This is a genomic window from Bacteroides fluxus YIT 12057 (assembly GCF_000195635.1).
Taxonomy (GTDB): domain Bacteria; phylum Bacteroidota; class Bacteroidia; order Bacteroidales; family Bacteroidaceae; genus Bacteroides; species Bacteroides fluxus.
The window spans coordinates 28896-46200 of record NZ_GL882631.1; the positions used below are offsets into that span (position 1 = coordinate 28896).

Consider the following 17305-nt stretch of genomic DNA (forward strand, 5'->3'; position numbering starts at 1 on the left):
ATGGGAATATTTTGTGTTTTAATACATAATATATACTTTTGATAATAAAATATACAGATAGATAATTTAAAGAGCAAGAAAGATGAAGACATTTAGAAACTTAATCATAGCCTTTTGTACATATACCTTATTCTCTTGCAACAATGCCACGATAGAGGGTTCTTGGGTTCAAACCATTTCCGGAATGCCCGGCATGCAGCAAGGTTTCACTCTCGAGACCGATGGCAGTGCTTTTTCCATTCACATGGCTACCTTGAAATATGAAAAATGGAGAAAGGAAGGAAACTTGCTATTTCTTTCAGGAGTCAGTATCGGCAATCATCAGAATATTTCATTCACAGACACACTGACAATAGAGAAGTTGACACAAGACAGCCTGATTCTCAAGAAAGGAAAATTATTTTTGAGATACTCTAAAACTAGCGGGATACCGGGCAAGGAAACAATACCCGCTACATTGATCACTCCTGCAAAAAAACTCCTGTCAGTAAAAGGGGAATTGGTTATCGGACACGAAGTACGTTCTTTTACGTCTGAAGGAGATTCCTGTAATTATTGGATCATAGATGAGACAGGAGAACTCATACAAAGATATGATAATATAACAAAAGGGGTGAAAAACGGGAAAACCGTTCACGCGGAATTGGAAGTTATTGATTTGGGGAAGTCCGGGGAAGGATTTGCTGCTGATTATGCCGGTGTTTACCAAGTAATAAAAATAAAGAAAATGACTTTGCCCTCCCGGTTACCTTGAGTATGGCAATAAACTATCTGCCATAATTCTCCGCGCAAGTAAAACCGATAGAATGGAATGAATTTAAATTAAGCGGTCAAGCTTAATGCAAGACCGCTCATGAAAAAATGAAAACATTCTTTTCAAACAGAGACTGATTAAGGATTTTATTGTAATTCCTATAACATTTTCTCCATCAGCACCTTTCCATTCACATCCATTACTTTTAATGTCACTTTTCCCCCGTGAAGTTCCAAGCGGACAGCAGAATCCGCTCCTTGTTCCAATACAGGGAAAGCATTGCCATCCACATTACAATCATGGAAAAAGTAACGGTGTGTATGCCCTGAAACCAATAGATTCACGTTTGCCTTATTCAATATCGGCAGGAACTTATGGATGGCATCTTCCCAACCATACCACATCTTTTCTTCTTTCCATTTACTTCCCATCACCATAGGGAAATGCGAAAGGACAATACGATACTTGGCCTTTTTATACTCCTCGGTCTCGATTAACTTTTCCAACCATTCGGCCTGTTCTGTACGATAGGCGTCATAATCGGTCAGTCCGGCATATACCCAATGGCTTTCCGCCTTGTCCTCACCACTGTCCAGCATTACAATCATCACATCACCAAGCAGATAAGAGCCATATATTTTCCCGCTCTTTTTAGGGAAATAAGAAGAATAAGTACGGGCTAAATTGCCGCGTGTCTCATGATTGCCCCTTACCACTTCAAATGGAATGGAAGAGGCAAACAACTTGACACTGGTATCAATGAATGAAGTAAATGGAGCATCGAAATCTTCGATATAACTGGTCATATCGCCAACATAGAAGAAAGCGTCACATGTTTGGTAATCCGCCGCACGAAGCAATTTCTCTAGCTTGGCAGCATCAAAATGCATATCGCTGGTAATGAAAATGGAACCTCCCTGCTTTTGGGGATTGACGGTAGAAAAGGTGTACCACTCTGTGGCGATGCTATCACCAAATACAACTTTGTAAGGTTCAAAAGAACGCATTTCTTTGGAGACAATGCGATAGTCATAACTCATACCCGGCTTCAAGTTCTCCACACGCACGGAACCGAAAGTATTCCAAGCCTCTTTTAGTCCATCCCTGGAATTGAAATACTTTATAGCCTCTCCGTCTTCCGCATTATGCCGCTTCAATTCTACCCAAGAGAACGCCTTTTGAGAAGTGGTAAATACGACAGTGGCTCCTTCTTGCGTGACCTCCTGCAAATAAGGGCCATGGTTTACTGTAAATGACGTTTGGGCAGATGCTCCAAGAATGGAACAGCCCATGAAAATTGAAAATAATAATTCCTTCATCTTTATCCTTTTAATTAAATATCAAGATACAATATTATAATGCTAAACACCAAATCTTACAGCTTTGATAAGCCATGAAAAAAAGGAATGAAAAAGATTTAATCATTTGTAAGCTTTCCTGTGGCACGTTTCAGATATTCCAGTCTCCTCATCATGTTCCTTAACAGAGTTGGATTCTCCTTGGATTTATCCATTGTTTGCTCCGGATCCAGTTTCACATTGTATAATTCGTATGCCTTTCCCGGACGATAAGGCGGAATCATTACCCAATCTCCTTGGCGGAAAGCATAATTATGCATTCCTTCAATTACTAATTCTTGACGCCCCTCTTTACTTTTCCCCAAAAACACAGACAATGTATTTTGACTGTCTGTACGTTCTGTGTAGGTTTGGCCAACAAGCGCAGATAACGAAGCCAACAAATCTATCTGGCAAATCAAAGCATCTGAAACACCCGGTTCTACCACTGCAGGCCAACGAATCAAGAAAGGGACGCAAGTTCCACCTTCGTACATGGAACATTTCCACCCCTTATAAGGTCCTGCGGGTTTATGACTTCCAATCAACTCTTTTGCGTTATCTTTATATCCGTCATCCAAAACAGGACCATTATCACTGGTAAAAACAACCAACGTGTTTTCTGTCAGTCCCAATCTATCCATCTCTTTCAGAAAATCGGAAATACACCAGTCCGCCTCCAAAATAACATCTCCGCGAGGTCCCATTCCAGATTTGCCAACGAATCTCTCGTTCGGTACGCGAGGCACATGCGGTTGGTGTAAACCATAATATAAGAAGAAAGGCTTGTCCTTGTTTTCGCGCATAAACATCTTGGCTTTTTCCAAGAAAAGTTCTGCCATGTCCTCGTCCCTCCATTGGGCTGCCTTTCCACCTGTTTGGAAGCCGATGCGCGGTACACCGTTTACGATGGCGCCACTATGTCCCACACTAGGATGCATCCGGAGCAACTCTGGATTTTCCTTTCCAGTAGGTTCTCCCGGAAAGTTCTCTTTATAGCTGACATAAATGGGATCGTCTCCCTCTAAGCCTACCCCTTTACCGTTTTCAATGAAGATACACGGCACACGATCGTTAGTCGCAGCTTGAATGAAAGAATAGTCATAACCCACCTCCTTCGCACCAGGATATATGTTTTTGTTCCAGTCCACTCCTCCGTCTCCAAGTCCCAAATGCCATTTACCCACGGTTCCCGTCACATATCCAGCTTTCCGCATTACCTTAGGAAGTGTTACTTGTTCTTTATCAATGATTAACGGCGCATTACCCGGAAGAATCCTTGCATCGGGATTGCTCCATGGATACATTCCTGTCAACAACGAATAGCGGCTCGGCGTAGAAGTCGCAGCAGTACAATGCCCTTGGGTGAATCGCAGCCCTTCTGTTGCAAGGCGATCCATACCGGTGGTTTTAAGGGCCTTTGCCCCATAACAACTTAAATCTCCGTACCCCAGATCATCGGCCACAATAATAACGACATTGGGCTGTTGAGGAACTATTTGCCCAAACACAAATGTGGGGAATCCCAACAGAGTACCTATTTTTGATAATAATTTGAGATGATTCATAAAGACTTCTTATTTTGTGAATACACTTTTTTGTTGGCAGGACATTCCAGAACCTGCACGACAATAGAATGAATATTATACAGAACCAACATGAGTAAATTCTACTCATGTTGGTTACTGATTAGTAAAAATTCATAAAAGACTTATCAATTAAGGTTATTTGTAGAAAAACAAATCACTTTCGTATCATTACTCCACATACTATATTTTTTCATATGCTTTAAAATAAGCCACTTGAGCATGATTACCGTTAGTTTCCGTTATCACCATCTTGACATATCGGGCTGTAACAGGTTCAGCTAAGCTAACCTCTTCATAGGGAGGAATTAAAGGACTAGTACTACTTTCTACTACAGTACCGTCAGGAGCAGTCCAAGGTAAATCGAAAGAAAACTCACCTACTTTGGTAAAGTTTTCGTTATCAGTGCTTGTATAAATATCCATATGCTTCACAGTACCATAATTATTTCCATTTTTACTATAATGCCTTCTACCTATTTGGAACATGCAACATTCAAGTTCTTCTTTCATATCCACAACAATGTACCATGGCTTTTCTATGGAACTCGGCGAGTACTGGTCGTGCCAATAAGTAGTTCGGTCTTCGTTGAATAAGCTAGGATATCCACCGCCATCATTTGCTTGACAACTATTGCCGGTAGCCGTCCACTTGGTCCAATCATATTCCAAATATTGTTGACCTTCGAACTTTTGAAGAACAGTGAATGTAGTCTCACGATAACCGCAACGAGCCCTCACATTGGCAGTACGGAAAACAGAACCAGTGTTGGCTTGCGTAGCTGTCACATGAATTTCTTTGCCACTGACACTTACAGAACACCATTCGGCAGCTTCTTCATCCAACGTTAGTTTAATGGGAGAATCGATGTCAGTGTCTGCAATCAAGGTAACAGTAGAATTAGCGGCAGCCTCCACCACCGCACGCTCTATCACGATATATCCCACATACGGCTGCTCCGTCTCTTCGCATCCATAAGTGAGAAGCATCAACAGGAATAACATAAAATATGATAATCTTTTCATTTCTATTTTTATTTAAATGTTCTTTTTCTGATAAAATAGCAGGTAGATAATAATTAAGGATTCTGTTCCAATTCATAAGGATAGGCATCGTATTGCGCCTGCGGAATGAACTGACAAACTGCCGGAGAGTTGTAAGGGACCTCCAAGAATCTGTCACCGGCAGATGTGGCGTGCGAACCGGGATATCTCCTATCCAACGTACCACGCTTGCGGAACACATCGAAGCGGCGCAATCCTTCCAGCGCAAACTCCAGTCGGCGCTCTTCTTCTACAATTTTCTTGATGTCTTTCGGTTCACCAGCCTCAGCTGTTTGCATATTCTCAATAGTCCACTCAGGGATGCCTGCACGACGACGGATAATATTCACATCGTCTAAAGCTAATTGCACCTCACCTTTTTCAGCATTAGCCTCTGCACGGATTAGGTACATCTCAGCCAAACGGGAAATGACAGGTGAATAAAGTAACTTGTACTCTTCTTGGTAAGAGGTTTTATTATAAGCATACACCAGATACTGAGACATCTTACCATGTTTAGTAGCAGCATCAAACACCTTAGGCTCAACACGGCCTATGTACTTAGTACCATCCTTTGCTAAAACATAATAACGCTTGCCTAAATTATAAGGCTCACTTTGGATATACTCACTTTGGAAATTACCAGCCTGATCATCAGCAATAACAAATTGTCCATCTTTCTTCAGAATATTCAATTGTGTATATTTATAACCGGCAGCTTTTGTTTCTCTCTCACTATAGACAAATGTCCAACGTTCATATTTTTTATCGGGATGCCCATACACCGCAAAATCCTTTACACCATCCTCCACAAAACGCTTTACAACATACTTACTACGAAGATCGATTGGCATATCATTTTCATCCAAATAAAGTTCCAGCAGTCTTAAATATGGATCAGAAACAGAAATCTCCTCATAACCATTCCCGTCAATCCTAATAAACATATTACCACCAACATTGCTATCTTTTTCCTTGACATGGCGAATAGCGAAGATAGTCTCTGTATTGTCTTCAGGCAACCATTGCGCATATTTAGCATAACGCTCACCTTGTTCCAATTTAAAACGCCCAGACTTAATCACGTTATCAGCCATTGTATAGGCACTTCCATAATCGCCCATATAGAGATATACTCTCGCCAATAAGGCTTCGGCAGCCTCTTTAGTGGCGAAGTTGTTGTTCTTCGGAGTAAAACCCGCAGGCAATGTCATGTCAACGATGGCGTCTTTCAAATCCTTTACAATCTGATCGTACACTTCTGCTACCGTAGAACGACTTTTGGGCAGACTCATCACATCGGGATTACTGTCTAATTTCAGAGGTAACCCCGGATTACTCTGAGGATTGTTAGAATAGGGCTGAGCAAATTCATTTACCAAATAAAAATAACACAATGCACGCAGATAATAGTTCTCACCTCTAAGGATTATATTTTCTCGTGAAGCCCTTTCACCTAAAGCGTCCACCAATTCAATTACCAGATTGGTATTACCAATGGCACGATATCCCAGTTCCCAAGCATATTCAGTGTTCGAAGTTGCAATGTCACGAGTATAGTCGTAAATTTTGAAGGTGCTACCGTTAGAAGTCCCGGTCCACGAAACATCATCAGAACCATATTCACGGAATGCAAAGCCATTATTTATTATACCGCTACCTTTCATATGACGGTAGCTACCATATGTCAGTTCTGCTATATTTTCTGAAGAAATGTCTTCGCTCATTACGCCATCATACATCTTCACATCTAAACTACATCCGGTCACTGCCACTGAGAAGCTCAAGGCACCTACTATATTTTTAATTTTCATGTTTTTCTATTATTTTGATAGTTAAGATTAGAAAGTTACGTTCAACCCCATAGTAAAACGTCTTACGCTAGGATAAGAGTTACCGGAACTTGCCTTACCATTGTACGAAGAAGAGAACAGCACCTCAGGGTCAATGCCCGAAAACTTAGTAACAGTAAAGAGATTCTCACCTCCCAAACTAATTCTTGCACTCTTCAAACTTAACGGTTTGATCCACTGTTCTGGCAAACTATACGAAACAGAAAGAGACTTCAACTTAAAATAGTCTCCATTCTCCAAATAACGGGTAGATTCGCCGTCGGCACTATTATTACCTCCGGCAATCAATTGTGGATGAGTAGCCCGGTCACCCGGTTTCTGCCAACGGTTCCATCCGTCCGCCAACTTCATTGGCGGTTGAGAAGTACGGCCTGCATCACGATCGAGTGCTGCAGCACGGGCACTATTGTAAATCTTGGCTCCGGTACTGAAAGTAAAATTGGCGTTCACTGAAAGACCTTTCCAAGAGAAATTAGTACCAATGGCACCATTCACTTTAGGAATAGGAACGGCATCCAACAATTGACGGGTAGCTTTATTGTAATCACCCGTTACTGTTCTGTCACCTGTTTCCTTATCTACCACGAACCATAAAGGACGTCCGGTCATAGGATCCACACCTGCCCATTCACGCATGTACCAATTCATGTAAGGATAACCTTCGGCCGTAGCTTGCGTATAAAGCTCATCACCGCTTGGCATTTTGGTGATTTCATTCTTGTTATACCCCATATTGAAAGTCATATCCCAATAAATGTCCTTCGTCTTGATAAGTTCGGGAGTAACGGTAAGTTCAAATCCCTTGTTGACCATACTGCCGTCATTGGCTGTCTGACGGTTATAACCGCTCACAGCGGGTAAATGACGCAAATAAATCAAATTCTTGGCTTTACGGTAATAGCCGTCCACAGTGATGCTGACACGATCGAACAGACGCATGTCCACACCATAATCCAAACTGGCAGTCTCCTCCCAAGAGAGATTAGGGTTACCGGCATAATTGGAGAAAAAAGCAATCTCATTGGCATACTGTTGGGTGATGTCCAGTTTAGTGGTCCACTCATAAGCGCCACCCGGTTCGTTACCGGAAATACCATAAGAGAAACGTGGCTTAAATTCGTCAATGAAAGTGAGTTCTTCCATAAAAGCTTCCTTGTGAAGATTCCATCCCCCACCTACTGACCAGAATGTCCCCCAACGCTTGTTGGTACCGAAACGCGAGGAACCGTCACGACGAACCATCACCTGAAGCAAGTACTTACTATCATAAGTATAGTTGGCATTGAAATACACGGCGGCATTCTTGCGCTCGGATTTGGAACCTCCGGCAGTTTGGTCACCCGCACCGGCACCGATTACTTCCGCTCCGGAATAAATGTTTTTAGCTTGTCCCCAATTGCTGAAATAACGAGATTCATCATAATCATAGCCCAAGTAAGCATCCACCTCATGAATGTCAGCGAAAATGCGAGTCAAGTGTAGCATCTGGCTTAAATAAAGGTGACGGCTGTTAGAGTTGCCATTATATACTTTACCATGGTCAGCCTCTTGCCCGTGGTCTTTCGGATCGGTATATTGCTCATTATAACTATTGATAAAACTTACCTGATTATTGGACTCATACTTCAAAAAATCAAGTAATTTGTAGTGGAATCCTAAATTGATATTCATGGAATTATTACGATTTTTGCTCCAATGACGCTGGTAATAATTCATATAATTGTAACCGCCATCAGAATACCAATAGTCACGGGGATCGGCAGTAGCAGCATCCTCCTTGGAGGGTAATCCTTCCTGGCCGGTCTTCAACTCTCCCTTTGAGTTATACGGAGAATCCCATGGTGTATAGCTGGCATAGCTCAAAGATTGTTGCTGGTCAAAAGTCTCCTTGTAGCTCAACGCGAGACTCGCTTTCAAGGTCAAACGGTTGTTTACAACATAATCCGTATTGGTACGTAACGTTACGCGGTCATAGTCGTATCCCTTAATGGCACCGTCCTCCGTATAGTAATCGGCAGATATATAGGAACGAATCTTATCATTACCATATTTGTAAGACACATTATAATTTTGGGTAGTAGCTACTTGAGTAGCTTCTTCCCACCAGTCAAAATTTTGATTGCGCAAATAAGGTTGGAACCAATGCTGCTCTTCCAGTGTACCGGCATTCGTAAAAGCTTCATACAAATAATCATAGTATTCTGCACCGTTCATCATACGGAGATTACCACGTTGTAATTCAGAAAGGCCGAACTTTGCACCGGCCTCAAACTGAGAAGTTCCACTCTTGGCACGTTTAGTTGTCACCTGAATCACACCATTGGCACCACGCGAACCATAAAGGGCAGTAGCCGACCCGTCTTTTAATACAGAGATGGCCTCAATATCATTAGGATTCAGTTCTGCACCGGATGCGCCTACCACACCATCAATGACCCATAGAGGGGACTGGTTACCACGTATAGAACCTATTCCACGCACACGAATACTGACCTCAGAACCCGGTTTGCCGGAAGTTGGAGTCACTACCACACCTGCCACTTTACCCTGCAGCATACCTGACACATCCGGAGTAGTCACATCTTTCAGTTTGTCGGCCTTCACCGAACCGATAGCCCCGGTGATGGAACTTTTCTTCACAGTGGTATAACCCACTACCACCACTTCATCCAATACCTCGGTATCAGGTACCAGATTAATAACAACTGCTTTGTCTGCAACAGCGACAAATTCATAGTTCTTGTAACCAATAAAGGATACTACCATAGTAACCCCTTTGGGCACATTCAGTGTAAAATTACCGTCCAAATCAGTCACTGTACCCAGGCTACTGTTGCCTTTCACTATAATATTAACACCCGGAACAGTCTGCCCAGTCTCATCCAATACTTGTCCTTTTACAGTGATATTGGAAGTTTGTTCGGAAGATGCCGTCTGTTCATCCTCTGTAGCAGGTGAAAGAATAATATGCGAACCTTCCATTTTATATCCAACCTTTCCATCGAATAATTCCCTCAAAACTTTCGATACCGGCTGCTCTTTTGCCTTGACAGATACACGTTGCTTCACATTCACAACATCAGAATACATAAACAGATAATCTGTCTGATTTTCTATCTCATTCAAGATTTCCTCCAAAGGTGCATTCGATTTTTTAATAGATACTCTTGCATTTTGAGAGTTGACGGTACTTGCCACCATGCTCAATGAACAAAAGCATAGCAAGAAAACTGTAACTTTCATAATTCTAAATATTTGATTAATTGGTGGATTTTCCCCGTATGGCAAATCCACATGTGATTTTTTTTTCATATCTTTGTTCTTAAGTTTGATTGATATTTTTCTTTTTTGCAGAAAAGAAAGATGTTTTTCTTCTAACCGCCGATGAGCATTGCAGTGCTTGTCGGCTTTTTGTATCTCTAATAGTATTATTCCATAGGCAATTACAAGATTAATAAAGTTAAACAATGTCATTTTTGTATTATGAATGTATTCTTTTCGTCATCTCTAAGATAAGAAAAGCGAACATCATGCTGAAGCACGCGCAGGGCATGTTCTATGCCATCCGACAGTCGAAACTTCACTGTCAGTTGAGGATTCTTGATATTGCGGTCAGTAATGCTAATGTTTACACCATAGTATTTTTTAAGTCCTTCAATAATCTCGGTGAAATGTTTGCTCTTAAAACATATCAATCCTTCACGCCAGCGATAAACATCCAAATCCGTAATCTTCTCTACTGACATTCTTCCCTCTTTAACTACAACGCGCTGAAGAGGTAACAGGAATACGGACTTAGTCCCCGCATTGACCCTTACGCTTCCTTCCATCAGAGCTGTTTCAAAAGAGTTTTGACCGGAATAAGCCTCTACATAAAACTTTGTTCCCATTACTTCTACGTTCTCTTGTTGAGGAGTATATACCACAAAAGGCTTTTTCGTATTGTGTGCTACTTCAAAATAGACTTCTCCATCTACATGGACTTCACGTTTGTTCCTATCAAACGATACCGGATATTCTAATCGGGTATTGGAATTCAGCCAAACTTTAGTTCCATCAGGAAGGATTGCATTAGCCATTTGCCCATTCAATGTCGTAATCACAGTTTTTGAGTCTTGATTATCTGATTCTTGCATCCACAAAAAAGAAATTCCTATAGCAAACAAGAATATGGCAACTACCTTGATGGCTTCCCGTATAAATTTATGAGACAAGACATTACGATTATGGGTTTTTCCAGAAATCTCCAAGTTGTCGTTCAAAAGAAGTGCGTCGAAAAGTTTGCGCTCACGCAGAAACTCTTTCCAGTTTTCATCAGAAGCTTCTAAGTGTTTCCGTATTTCGTTTCCCTCCTTTGAGGTAGCGGTTCCGTAAAAAAAACGATATAGTGTTTCTCTGTTCATATGCGAACCATTTTAGTATCTTTCACTTTAAAGACACGCTAATCTCATTCTCCCCTAGTGAAAAAAGAGATTATTTTCAAAAAAACACTTTTACTGAAATAAACGGTACAGGAAAGGAAAGAAAATAAGATAGTCTTTTAATGCTATACGAAGCTGCTTGGTGACCTTGGCTATATGGAATTCAACACCTTTGACGGTCATATCCATCAACTCGGAAATTTCTTTGTGAGACTTATTTTCATAACGGCTTAGCATAAAGATGCGGGCCGTAGTGGGTGATTGGTGGGAAAGTACTTTATTAATGATTTGCTGGATTTCTTTAGCAAACAAATCTTCCGGGACGCAAGCTTCCAAAGTTGCAATACGGGTAGAAAGCTCCCATTCGGCATAATCACTCAGCGCCCTTCTTTCGTTAGCTACCAACTGATGACGCAGATAGTTCAGAGCTTTGTTCTTGATGGAAGTGAGTATATAGGCAGGAATGTTATCCTCCTCCCTGAAAGAACTTCTCTTTTCCCAATATCCCATGATAGCTTCCATAAAAATATCTTCAGCCACTGCTTCATCATGAAGATAAGTAGCAGCAAACCGAATGAACCGTTGGCGGTTTTCCATGAAGAAACGGTTGAATGAAGTTATATCAGTAGAAACGAGCATATAACAATATATATTATTGACACCCCCGCAAAGATAGCTTAATTTTTCAGAAAAAGACTTATGCGTTTCACATATATTACATGCTAAGACCGTTAAACCACGCTACGCTGCGAATTCTGTGCCACCGTGCAGGCACAAATGTGCCACCGCTATGGCACAACTATGCCATAACGGTGGCACAAAATCCAACCTTGCTACACGGCTGAGATTCATCTTGACACATCCACCGGTTCTGAGGAATGCATCTTTTGTCTTATAGAATCACTCCTTCCGCAGTCACCTTCACATGAACTTCTTCCTCGCCGCGTTCTGCCTCGACCCAATAATAGTCATTCTCCTTTGTTTCCACATAATCGGCGTCATCGATCACGTAATCGGGATACCGGGCCTGTACAGCTGCCGTCACTGCTCCGGGCAAGTCGGAAGTACGCACATCCCAAGAAGTGGAAACCCATGTACCGTCTGGTGTGAACAGCAACTCCTTCGCTTTATTTTCATGAATGATATCCACTTCCGTCATCTCCTTTTCAACATCCATTTCCACGATACGGGCATCCGGGTAGTTTTCGTTGATAAAAGTCCTGACAGCCGCGGAAAGGTCAGAAGGAAGATAGCCTTCAGAGTTGTGCCCACCGTCCGTATCCGCTACCTCTTTGATGAATATGCCGCTCTCGCTATAGTACAAGTCCATTTCTTGCTTACCTTGTTCCACTTCGATTACATAAACAGTTTCCACGTCTTTACGCTCCAGCTTGTCTATATCATCCACATGCCAAGAAGCATACCGGCCACTTTCAAAGGCCGATTTCACTACAGCGGGCAAAGCTGCCAGACCGGGAATATCGGTTTCGGTCATCTGCCATACGCCGTCCTTTGTAAACCAAGCTTCCTTCTCGTAATTATCTTCATAAAAATCGGCTACATAATATGTACCTTTTGTCTCCCATTCAATGCGTTGGGCATTGCCATGCTTCTCCGCCAATGCATTCTGCAGTTCGGCAGGAACAGAGATTCCGTCATTATCGTCGTCGTCACAACTCTGGAAAGCCAGCGTAAGCGCACCCAGTGCAAGTAGTAAAAAATACATTTTCAGTTTCATAGTTTTTTGTTTTTACGTTTCTAATTCTCATTTATTCGTTTTCGCATGGCAAAGATGAATCCCAAATCTGGAAAGAATCTGGAAGAATATAAATATTTGGTAGAAAACCGCTATCTTTGCAGCTTATAAAAGCGTTCATAACAAAAGAGATACATATTATACAATGGAAAAGAAATTCAAACGTACCACCGTAACTTCGGCATTGCCGTATGCAAACGGGCCTGTCCATATCGGACATCTCGCAGGAGTTTATGTGCCTGCAGATATTTATGTCCGTTATCTCAGACTGAAAAAAGAAGACGTAATCTTTATCGGAGGCTCCGACGAGCACGGGGTGCCCATCACGATCCGTGCCAAAAAAGAGGGCATCACTCCGCAAGATGTAGTGGACCGCTATCATACCCTTATCAAAAAGTCTTTCGAGGATTTCGGCATCTCATTCGACGTATATAGCCGTACTACTTCCGAGACCCACCATGAGACGGCTTCCGATTTCTTCCGCAAGTTATATGATAAAGGTGAGTTCATTGAAAAAACCAGCATGCAATATTATGACGAGGAAGCCAAGACCTTCCTTGCCGACCGTTACATCACCGGCGAATGCCCTCATTGCCACGCAGAAGGGGCTTACGGTGACCAGTGCGAAAAATGCGGTACCAGCCTCAGCCCTACAGACCTGATCAACCCGAAGAGCGCCATCAGTGGAAGCCAGCCCGTCATGCGCGAAACCAAGCATTGGTATCTGCCACTCGACAAGCACGAAGAATGGTTGCGCCAGTGGATTCTGGAAGACCATAAGGAATGGCGTCCCAACGTGTACGGCCAATGCAAAAGCTGGCTCGACATGGGGTTGCAGCCGCGTGCCGTAAGCCGTGACCTTGACTGGGGCATTCCCGTGCCGGTAGAAGGCGCCGAAGGCAAGGTACTCTATGTATGGTTCGATGCTCCTATCGGTTACATCAGCAACACGAAAGAATTATTGCCCGACTCCTGGGAGAAATGGTGGAAGGACCCCGAGACACGCCTGGTTCACTTCATCGGCAAGGACAATATCGTATTCCACTGCATCGTATTCCCCGCCATGCTGAAAGCGGAAGGCAGTTTCATCTTGCCCGACAATGTGCCGAGCAACGAGTTCCTGAACCTGGAAGGTGACAAAATTTCCACCTCACGCAACTGGGCAGTGTGGCTGCACGAGTATTTGGCCGATTTTCCCGGAAAGCAAGATGTACTCCGCTATGTGCTGACCGCCAACGCTCCCGAGACCAAAGACAATGACTTTACCTGGAAGGACTTCCAGGCACGCAACAACAACGAACTGGTTGCCGTATATGGAAACTTCGTGAACCGTGCCTTGCAGCTTACCAAAAAATATTTCAACGGCGTGGTTCCTGCCGCAGGCGAACTGACCGACTATGACCGTGAAACGCTGAAAGAATTTGAAGATGTAAAAGCCGAGGTGGAAAAGTTGCTCGACGTATTCAAATTCCGCGATGCACAGAAAGAGGCCATGAACCTGGCCCGCATCGGAAACAAATACCTGGCGGACACCGAACCGTGGAAACTCGCCAAGACAGACATGGCACGTGTCTCTACCATACTGAACATCTCGTTGCAACTGGTTGCCAACCTTGCCATTGCCTTCGAACCTTTCCTCCCCTTCAGCAGTGAGAAGCTCCGCCGGATGCTGAACATGGAGAGTTTTGACTGGGCCGAACTTGGCCATACCGATTTACTTCCCGCAGGACACCAATTGGGTACTCCCGAACTCTTGTTCGAGAAACTGGAAGACGACGTGATCCAGGCACAAGTCGATAAGCTGCTGGCTACAAAGAAAGCCAATGAAGCCGCCAACTACAAAGCCAATCCCATCAAGCCGACCATCTCTTTCGATGAATTCGAGAAGTTGGATATCCGCGTAGGTACCGTACTTGAATGCGAAGCCGTACCCAAGATGAAAAAGCTGCTGAAATTCAAGATTGCCGACGGACTGGAGAACCGTACCATCGTAAGCGGCATTGCCGAACACTACAAACCGGAAGAACTGGTAGGCAAACAGGTGCTTTTCATTGCCAATCTTGCTCCGCGCCAATTCAAGAACGGACTGGTAAGTGAAGGCATGATACTTTCTGCCGAAAATCATGACGGATCCTTAGCCGTGACTTCTCTGTTGAAAGAGGTAAAGCCGGGCAGTGAGGTGAAATAACAAGATGAGCGAATCATCACTGAAAGAAAAAACAGCCAAAGGACTATTCTGGGGGGGATTCAGTAACGGAGCGCAACAATTACTGAATCTCGCCTTCGGCATAGTGCTCGGGCGGTTGCTGGATGCTTCGGACTATGGAATGGTGGGCATGCTCACCATTTTCTCCGCCATAGCGTCTGCCTTGCAGGAAGGTGGTTTCGTATCGGCGCTGACCAACCGGAAGGAAGTTTGCCACAAAGACTACAATGCCGTATTCTGGTTCAGCATGCTGTGCAGCATCATTATCTATATACTGCTTTTCCTTGCCGCACCGCTGATTGCCGGCTTTTACCAAACACCCGAACTGGTTCCGCTTTCCCGGTTCTCCTTTCTGGGCTTTGTCATAGCCAGCATGAGCATTGCACCGCGGGCATATCTGTTCAAGAACCTGAAGATCAAAGAAACCACCATCATTTCCATTTCCAGTCTGGGCATATCGGGTACAGTAGGTATCCTACTGGCTGCCAACGGTTTCGCATATTGGGGTATGGCCACACAATCCATTACATTCGTTACGGTCATGACCGTACTCAACTTTTACTTCTCCCGATGGAAGCCTAAACTTGAATTTGATTTCCGTCCTATCCGGGAAATGATAGGTTTCAGCAGCAAGCTGATCATCACGAATATATTCAACATCATCAACAACAACCTGTTCTCCGTGCTGCTCGGAAAGTTCTATTCCGCCCGGGAGGTGGGTAACTTCGCCCAAGCCAACAAATGGAACGGTATGGGGCATACATTGATCACGGGCATGATAAACGGAATCGCACAGCCGGTCTTTACCAGTGTCGCCGACGACAAGGCACGCCAACTGGCCATATTCCGCAAATTATTACGCTTTACAGCATTCATCTCTTTTCCGGCCATGCTGGGGTTAAGCCTGGTATCCAAGGAACTCATCGTCATTACCGTCGGGGCAAAATGGTTGCCCAGTGCTTATATTCTGCAACTCTTATGCATCTGGGGAGCATTTATCCCCATCATCAACTTGTTCTCAAACCTAATTATCAGCCGCGGACATTCTTCAGTATATATGTGGAATGCCATCTGCCTCAGTATCTTGCAGCTAACAGCCGTTTGTGCCATGTATCCTTACGGACTTGAATGGATGCTGCGCATTTTTGTCGCGATCAATATCGGCTGGCTGTTTGTATGGTTCGGATTTGTCAGAAGAGAGATAAACCTGAGGCTGTATGACATGCTGAAGGACCTCTCCCCTTACCTGCTGCTGTCCGCAGCCTTGGTAACCGGAACGCATTATGCCACCCGCCCCATTGAGAACCTTTATCTGGGCATGATTGCAAAAATCATACTGGTAGCCGGACTATATGCCTTCATTTTATGGAGGCTGCAGTCTGTCATTTTCCGCGAAAGCATTGAATTTCTTCTAAAGAGAAAAAGAGCATGAACCGCATAGCCTATATCCTGTCCGCCTATAAAGATGCGCCACATCTGGCGCGCCTGGTCAGCGCACTGAATGACCAGGCCGATTTCTACATCCATATCGACCTTAAAACAGACCTCCGCCCTTTCAAGGAGTTACTGGAAGACAAGGCGACTTTTGTTCCCGGACACCGGGTAAGCTGGGGAGGCTGGGAACAGGTAGGGTACCAGAAAGAATTACTGGCAGCAGTGCTTCGCAGCGGAGTGGAGTACGCACGCGTAGTATGCCTCAGCGGGCAAGATTATCCTCTGTGGTCCAACCAGGAAATACACCGGTATTTCAACGAACATCAGGAAACCGAATTCATCACGGGCATGAACCTGACACGCTGCAGGCATGCAGACCAACGCTCCAAAATTATCAATTACCACTTCTTCCGGGATTTAGGATGGGAAAGCAACTGGTGGAAAAACAAGCTGATCGTAGCATCCCGTCATCTGATGAAAGCCCTCCCTTTCCGGAAGGAAGCCACAACGATGATTGCCCGCCGGAAAGCGGACGTATTCTTCGGCTCCGACTATTGGGCAATCACTCTTCCCTGCGCACGGTATATCTACGAGAAGCTGTGTACGGAGAAAGAAATGACACGTTACTTCAAGACCAGTTTTGTCCCCAGCGAATTGTGCATACAGACCATTGTATTCAATTCCCCTTTCGGCAAGCAGGCTCTTTTGTATGAAGGAGACTATCCCGGGCTGTCCGGACTGACTCCTTTACACTATATAGAATACGGCAAGGCAATCAAGACATTGACAGCCGATGACTGGCCCGTCTTGCAGAGATCCGGCAAAATGTTCTGCCGGAAAGTGGCAAGCGGTGTTTCCGACAAGCTTGTAGAAGAAATAGACAATATCCGTAACCCACAAAAAAAGTCATAGCC

The 17305-nt window shown here is 43.8% G+C and carries 12 protein-coding genes; 4 read left to right on the top strand and 8 right to left on the bottom strand.

The features are described 5' to 3' along the window. The first annotated feature begins 82 nt into the window (after positions 1 to 82). Positions 83 to 754 (top strand): lipocalin-like domain-containing protein, encoded by a 672-nt coding sequence (locus tag HMPREF9446_RS08625; RefSeq protein WP_009125204.1) that lies wholly within the window; start codon positions 83 to 85, stop codon positions 752 to 754. 158 nt (positions 755 to 912) lie between these two features. Here the strand turns inward: HMPREF9446_RS08625 and HMPREF9446_RS08630 are convergent, their stop codons facing one another. From HMPREF9446_RS08630 to HMPREF9446_RS08665, 8 genes are all read right to left on the bottom strand, one after another. Next, complete coding sequence (locus tag HMPREF9446_RS08630) at positions 913 to 2073, bottom strand: metallophosphoesterase family protein (protein WP_009125205.1); 1161 nt, start codon at positions 2071 to 2073, stop codon at positions 913 to 915. 98 nt (positions 2074 to 2171) lie between these two features. Next, on the bottom strand, positions 2172 to 3659 hold the full coding sequence (locus tag HMPREF9446_RS08635; RefSeq protein WP_009125206.1) for a sulfatase-like hydrolase/transferase: 1488 nt from the start codon (positions 3657 to 3659) through the stop codon (positions 2172 to 2174). Between the two features lie 201 nt (positions 3660 to 3860). Beyond that, positions 3861 to 4703 carry a discoidin domain-containing protein gene (locus HMPREF9446_RS08640; RefSeq protein WP_039968835.1) on the bottom strand — a complete coding sequence of 281 codons (843 nt, stop codon included), beginning with the start codon at positions 4701 to 4703 and terminating at the stop codon, positions 3861 to 3863. A 53-nt stretch (positions 4704 to 4756) separates the two neighbouring features. Beyond that, the gene (locus tag HMPREF9446_RS08645) at positions 4757 to 6535 is read right to left on the bottom strand and encodes a RagB/SusD family nutrient uptake outer membrane protein (protein ID WP_009125208.1); all 1779 of its coding nucleotides are present in this window, start codon (positions 6533 to 6535) and stop codon (positions 4757 to 4759) included. A 27-nt stretch (positions 6536 to 6562) separates the two neighbouring features. Beyond that, positions 6563 to 9817 (bottom strand): TonB-dependent receptor, encoded by a 3255-nt coding sequence (locus HMPREF9446_RS08650; RefSeq protein ID WP_039968843.1) that lies wholly within the window; start codon positions 9815 to 9817, stop codon positions 6563 to 6565. A gap of 227 nt (positions 9818 to 10044) precedes the next feature. After that, on the bottom strand, positions 10045 to 10977 hold the full coding sequence (locus HMPREF9446_RS08655) for a FecR family protein (RefSeq protein WP_009125210.1): 933 nt from the start codon (positions 10975 to 10977) through the stop codon (positions 10045 to 10047). 90 nt (positions 10978 to 11067) lie between these two features. Continuing rightward, a complete protein-coding gene (locus tag HMPREF9446_RS08660; RefSeq protein ID WP_009125211.1) occupies positions 11068 to 11634 on the bottom strand; it encodes an RNA polymerase sigma-70 factor in 567 nt (188 codons plus the stop codon). Between the two features lie 253 nt (positions 11635 to 11887). Next, positions 11888 to 12733, bottom strand: a complete 846-nt coding sequence (locus HMPREF9446_RS08665) for a PepSY-like domain-containing protein (RefSeq protein WP_009125212.1) — start codon at positions 12731 to 12733, stop codon at positions 11888 to 11890. 163 nt (positions 12734 to 12896) lie between these two features. On the opposite strand from HMPREF9446_RS08665, the gene metG reads away from it, so the two are divergent. The 3 genes from metG to HMPREF9446_RS08680 are packed head-to-tail and all read left to right on the top strand — an operon-like array spanning position 12897 to position 17303. Continuing rightward, complete coding sequence (gene metG, locus HMPREF9446_RS08670) at positions 12897 to 14939, top strand: methionine--tRNA ligase (RefSeq protein WP_009125213.1); 2043 nt, start codon at positions 12897 to 12899, stop codon at positions 14937 to 14939. A gap of 4 nt (positions 14940 to 14943) precedes the next feature. Beyond that, a complete protein-coding gene (locus HMPREF9446_RS08675; RefSeq protein WP_009125214.1) occupies positions 14944 to 16389 on the top strand; it encodes a lipopolysaccharide biosynthesis protein in 1446 nt (481 codons plus the stop codon). Then, positions 16386 to 17303, top strand: a complete 918-nt coding sequence (locus tag HMPREF9446_RS08680) for a beta-1,6-N-acetylglucosaminyltransferase (protein WP_009125215.1) — start codon at positions 16386 to 16388, stop codon at positions 17301 to 17303. Before HMPREF9446_RS08675 ends, HMPREF9446_RS08680 begins: the two co-directional genes overlap by 4 nt. The last annotated feature ends 2 nt before the right edge of the window (positions 17304 to 17305 follow it).

Coding starts and splice junctions, on each gene's coding strand:
- HMPREF9446_RS08645 (WP_009125208.1), bottom strand. CDS start 6,535: ATGAAAATTAAAAATATAGTAGGTGCCTTGAGCTTCTCAGTGGCAGTG.
- HMPREF9446_RS08650 (WP_039968843.1), bottom strand. CDS start 9,817: ATGAAAGTTACAGTTTTCTTGCTATGCTTTTGTTCATTGAGCATGGTG.
- HMPREF9446_RS08675 (WP_009125214.1), top strand. CDS start 14,944: ATGAGCGAATCATCACTGAAAGAAAAAACAGCCAAAGGACTATTCTGG.
- HMPREF9446_RS08640 (WP_039968835.1), bottom strand. CDS start 4,703: ATGAAAAGATTATCATATTTTATGTTATTCCTGTTGATGCTTCTCACT.
- metG (WP_009125213.1), top strand. CDS start 12,897: ATGGAAAAGAAATTCAAACGTACCACCGTAACTTCGGCATTGCCGTAT.
- HMPREF9446_RS08660 (WP_009125211.1), bottom strand. CDS start 11,634: ATGCTCGTTTCTACTGATATAACTTCATTCAACCGTTTCTTCATGGAA.
- HMPREF9446_RS08665 (WP_009125212.1), bottom strand. CDS start 12,733: ATGAAACTGAAAATGTATTTTTTACTACTTGCACTGGGTGCGCTTACG.
- HMPREF9446_RS08630 (WP_009125205.1), bottom strand. CDS start 2,073: ATGAAGGAATTATTATTTTCAATTTTCATGGGCTGTTCCATTCTTGGA.
- HMPREF9446_RS08635 (WP_009125206.1), bottom strand. CDS start 3,659: ATGAATCATCTCAAATTATTATCAAAAATAGGTACTCTGTTGGGATTC.
- HMPREF9446_RS08680 (WP_009125215.1), top strand. CDS start 16,386: ATGAACCGCATAGCCTATATCCTGTCCGCCTATAAAGATGCGCCACAT.
- HMPREF9446_RS08625 (WP_009125204.1), top strand. CDS start 83: ATGAAGACATTTAGAAACTTAATCATAGCCTTTTGTACATATACCTTA.
- HMPREF9446_RS08655 (WP_009125210.1), bottom strand. CDS start 10,977: ATGAACAGAGAAACACTATATCGTTTTTTTTACGGAACCGCTACCTCA.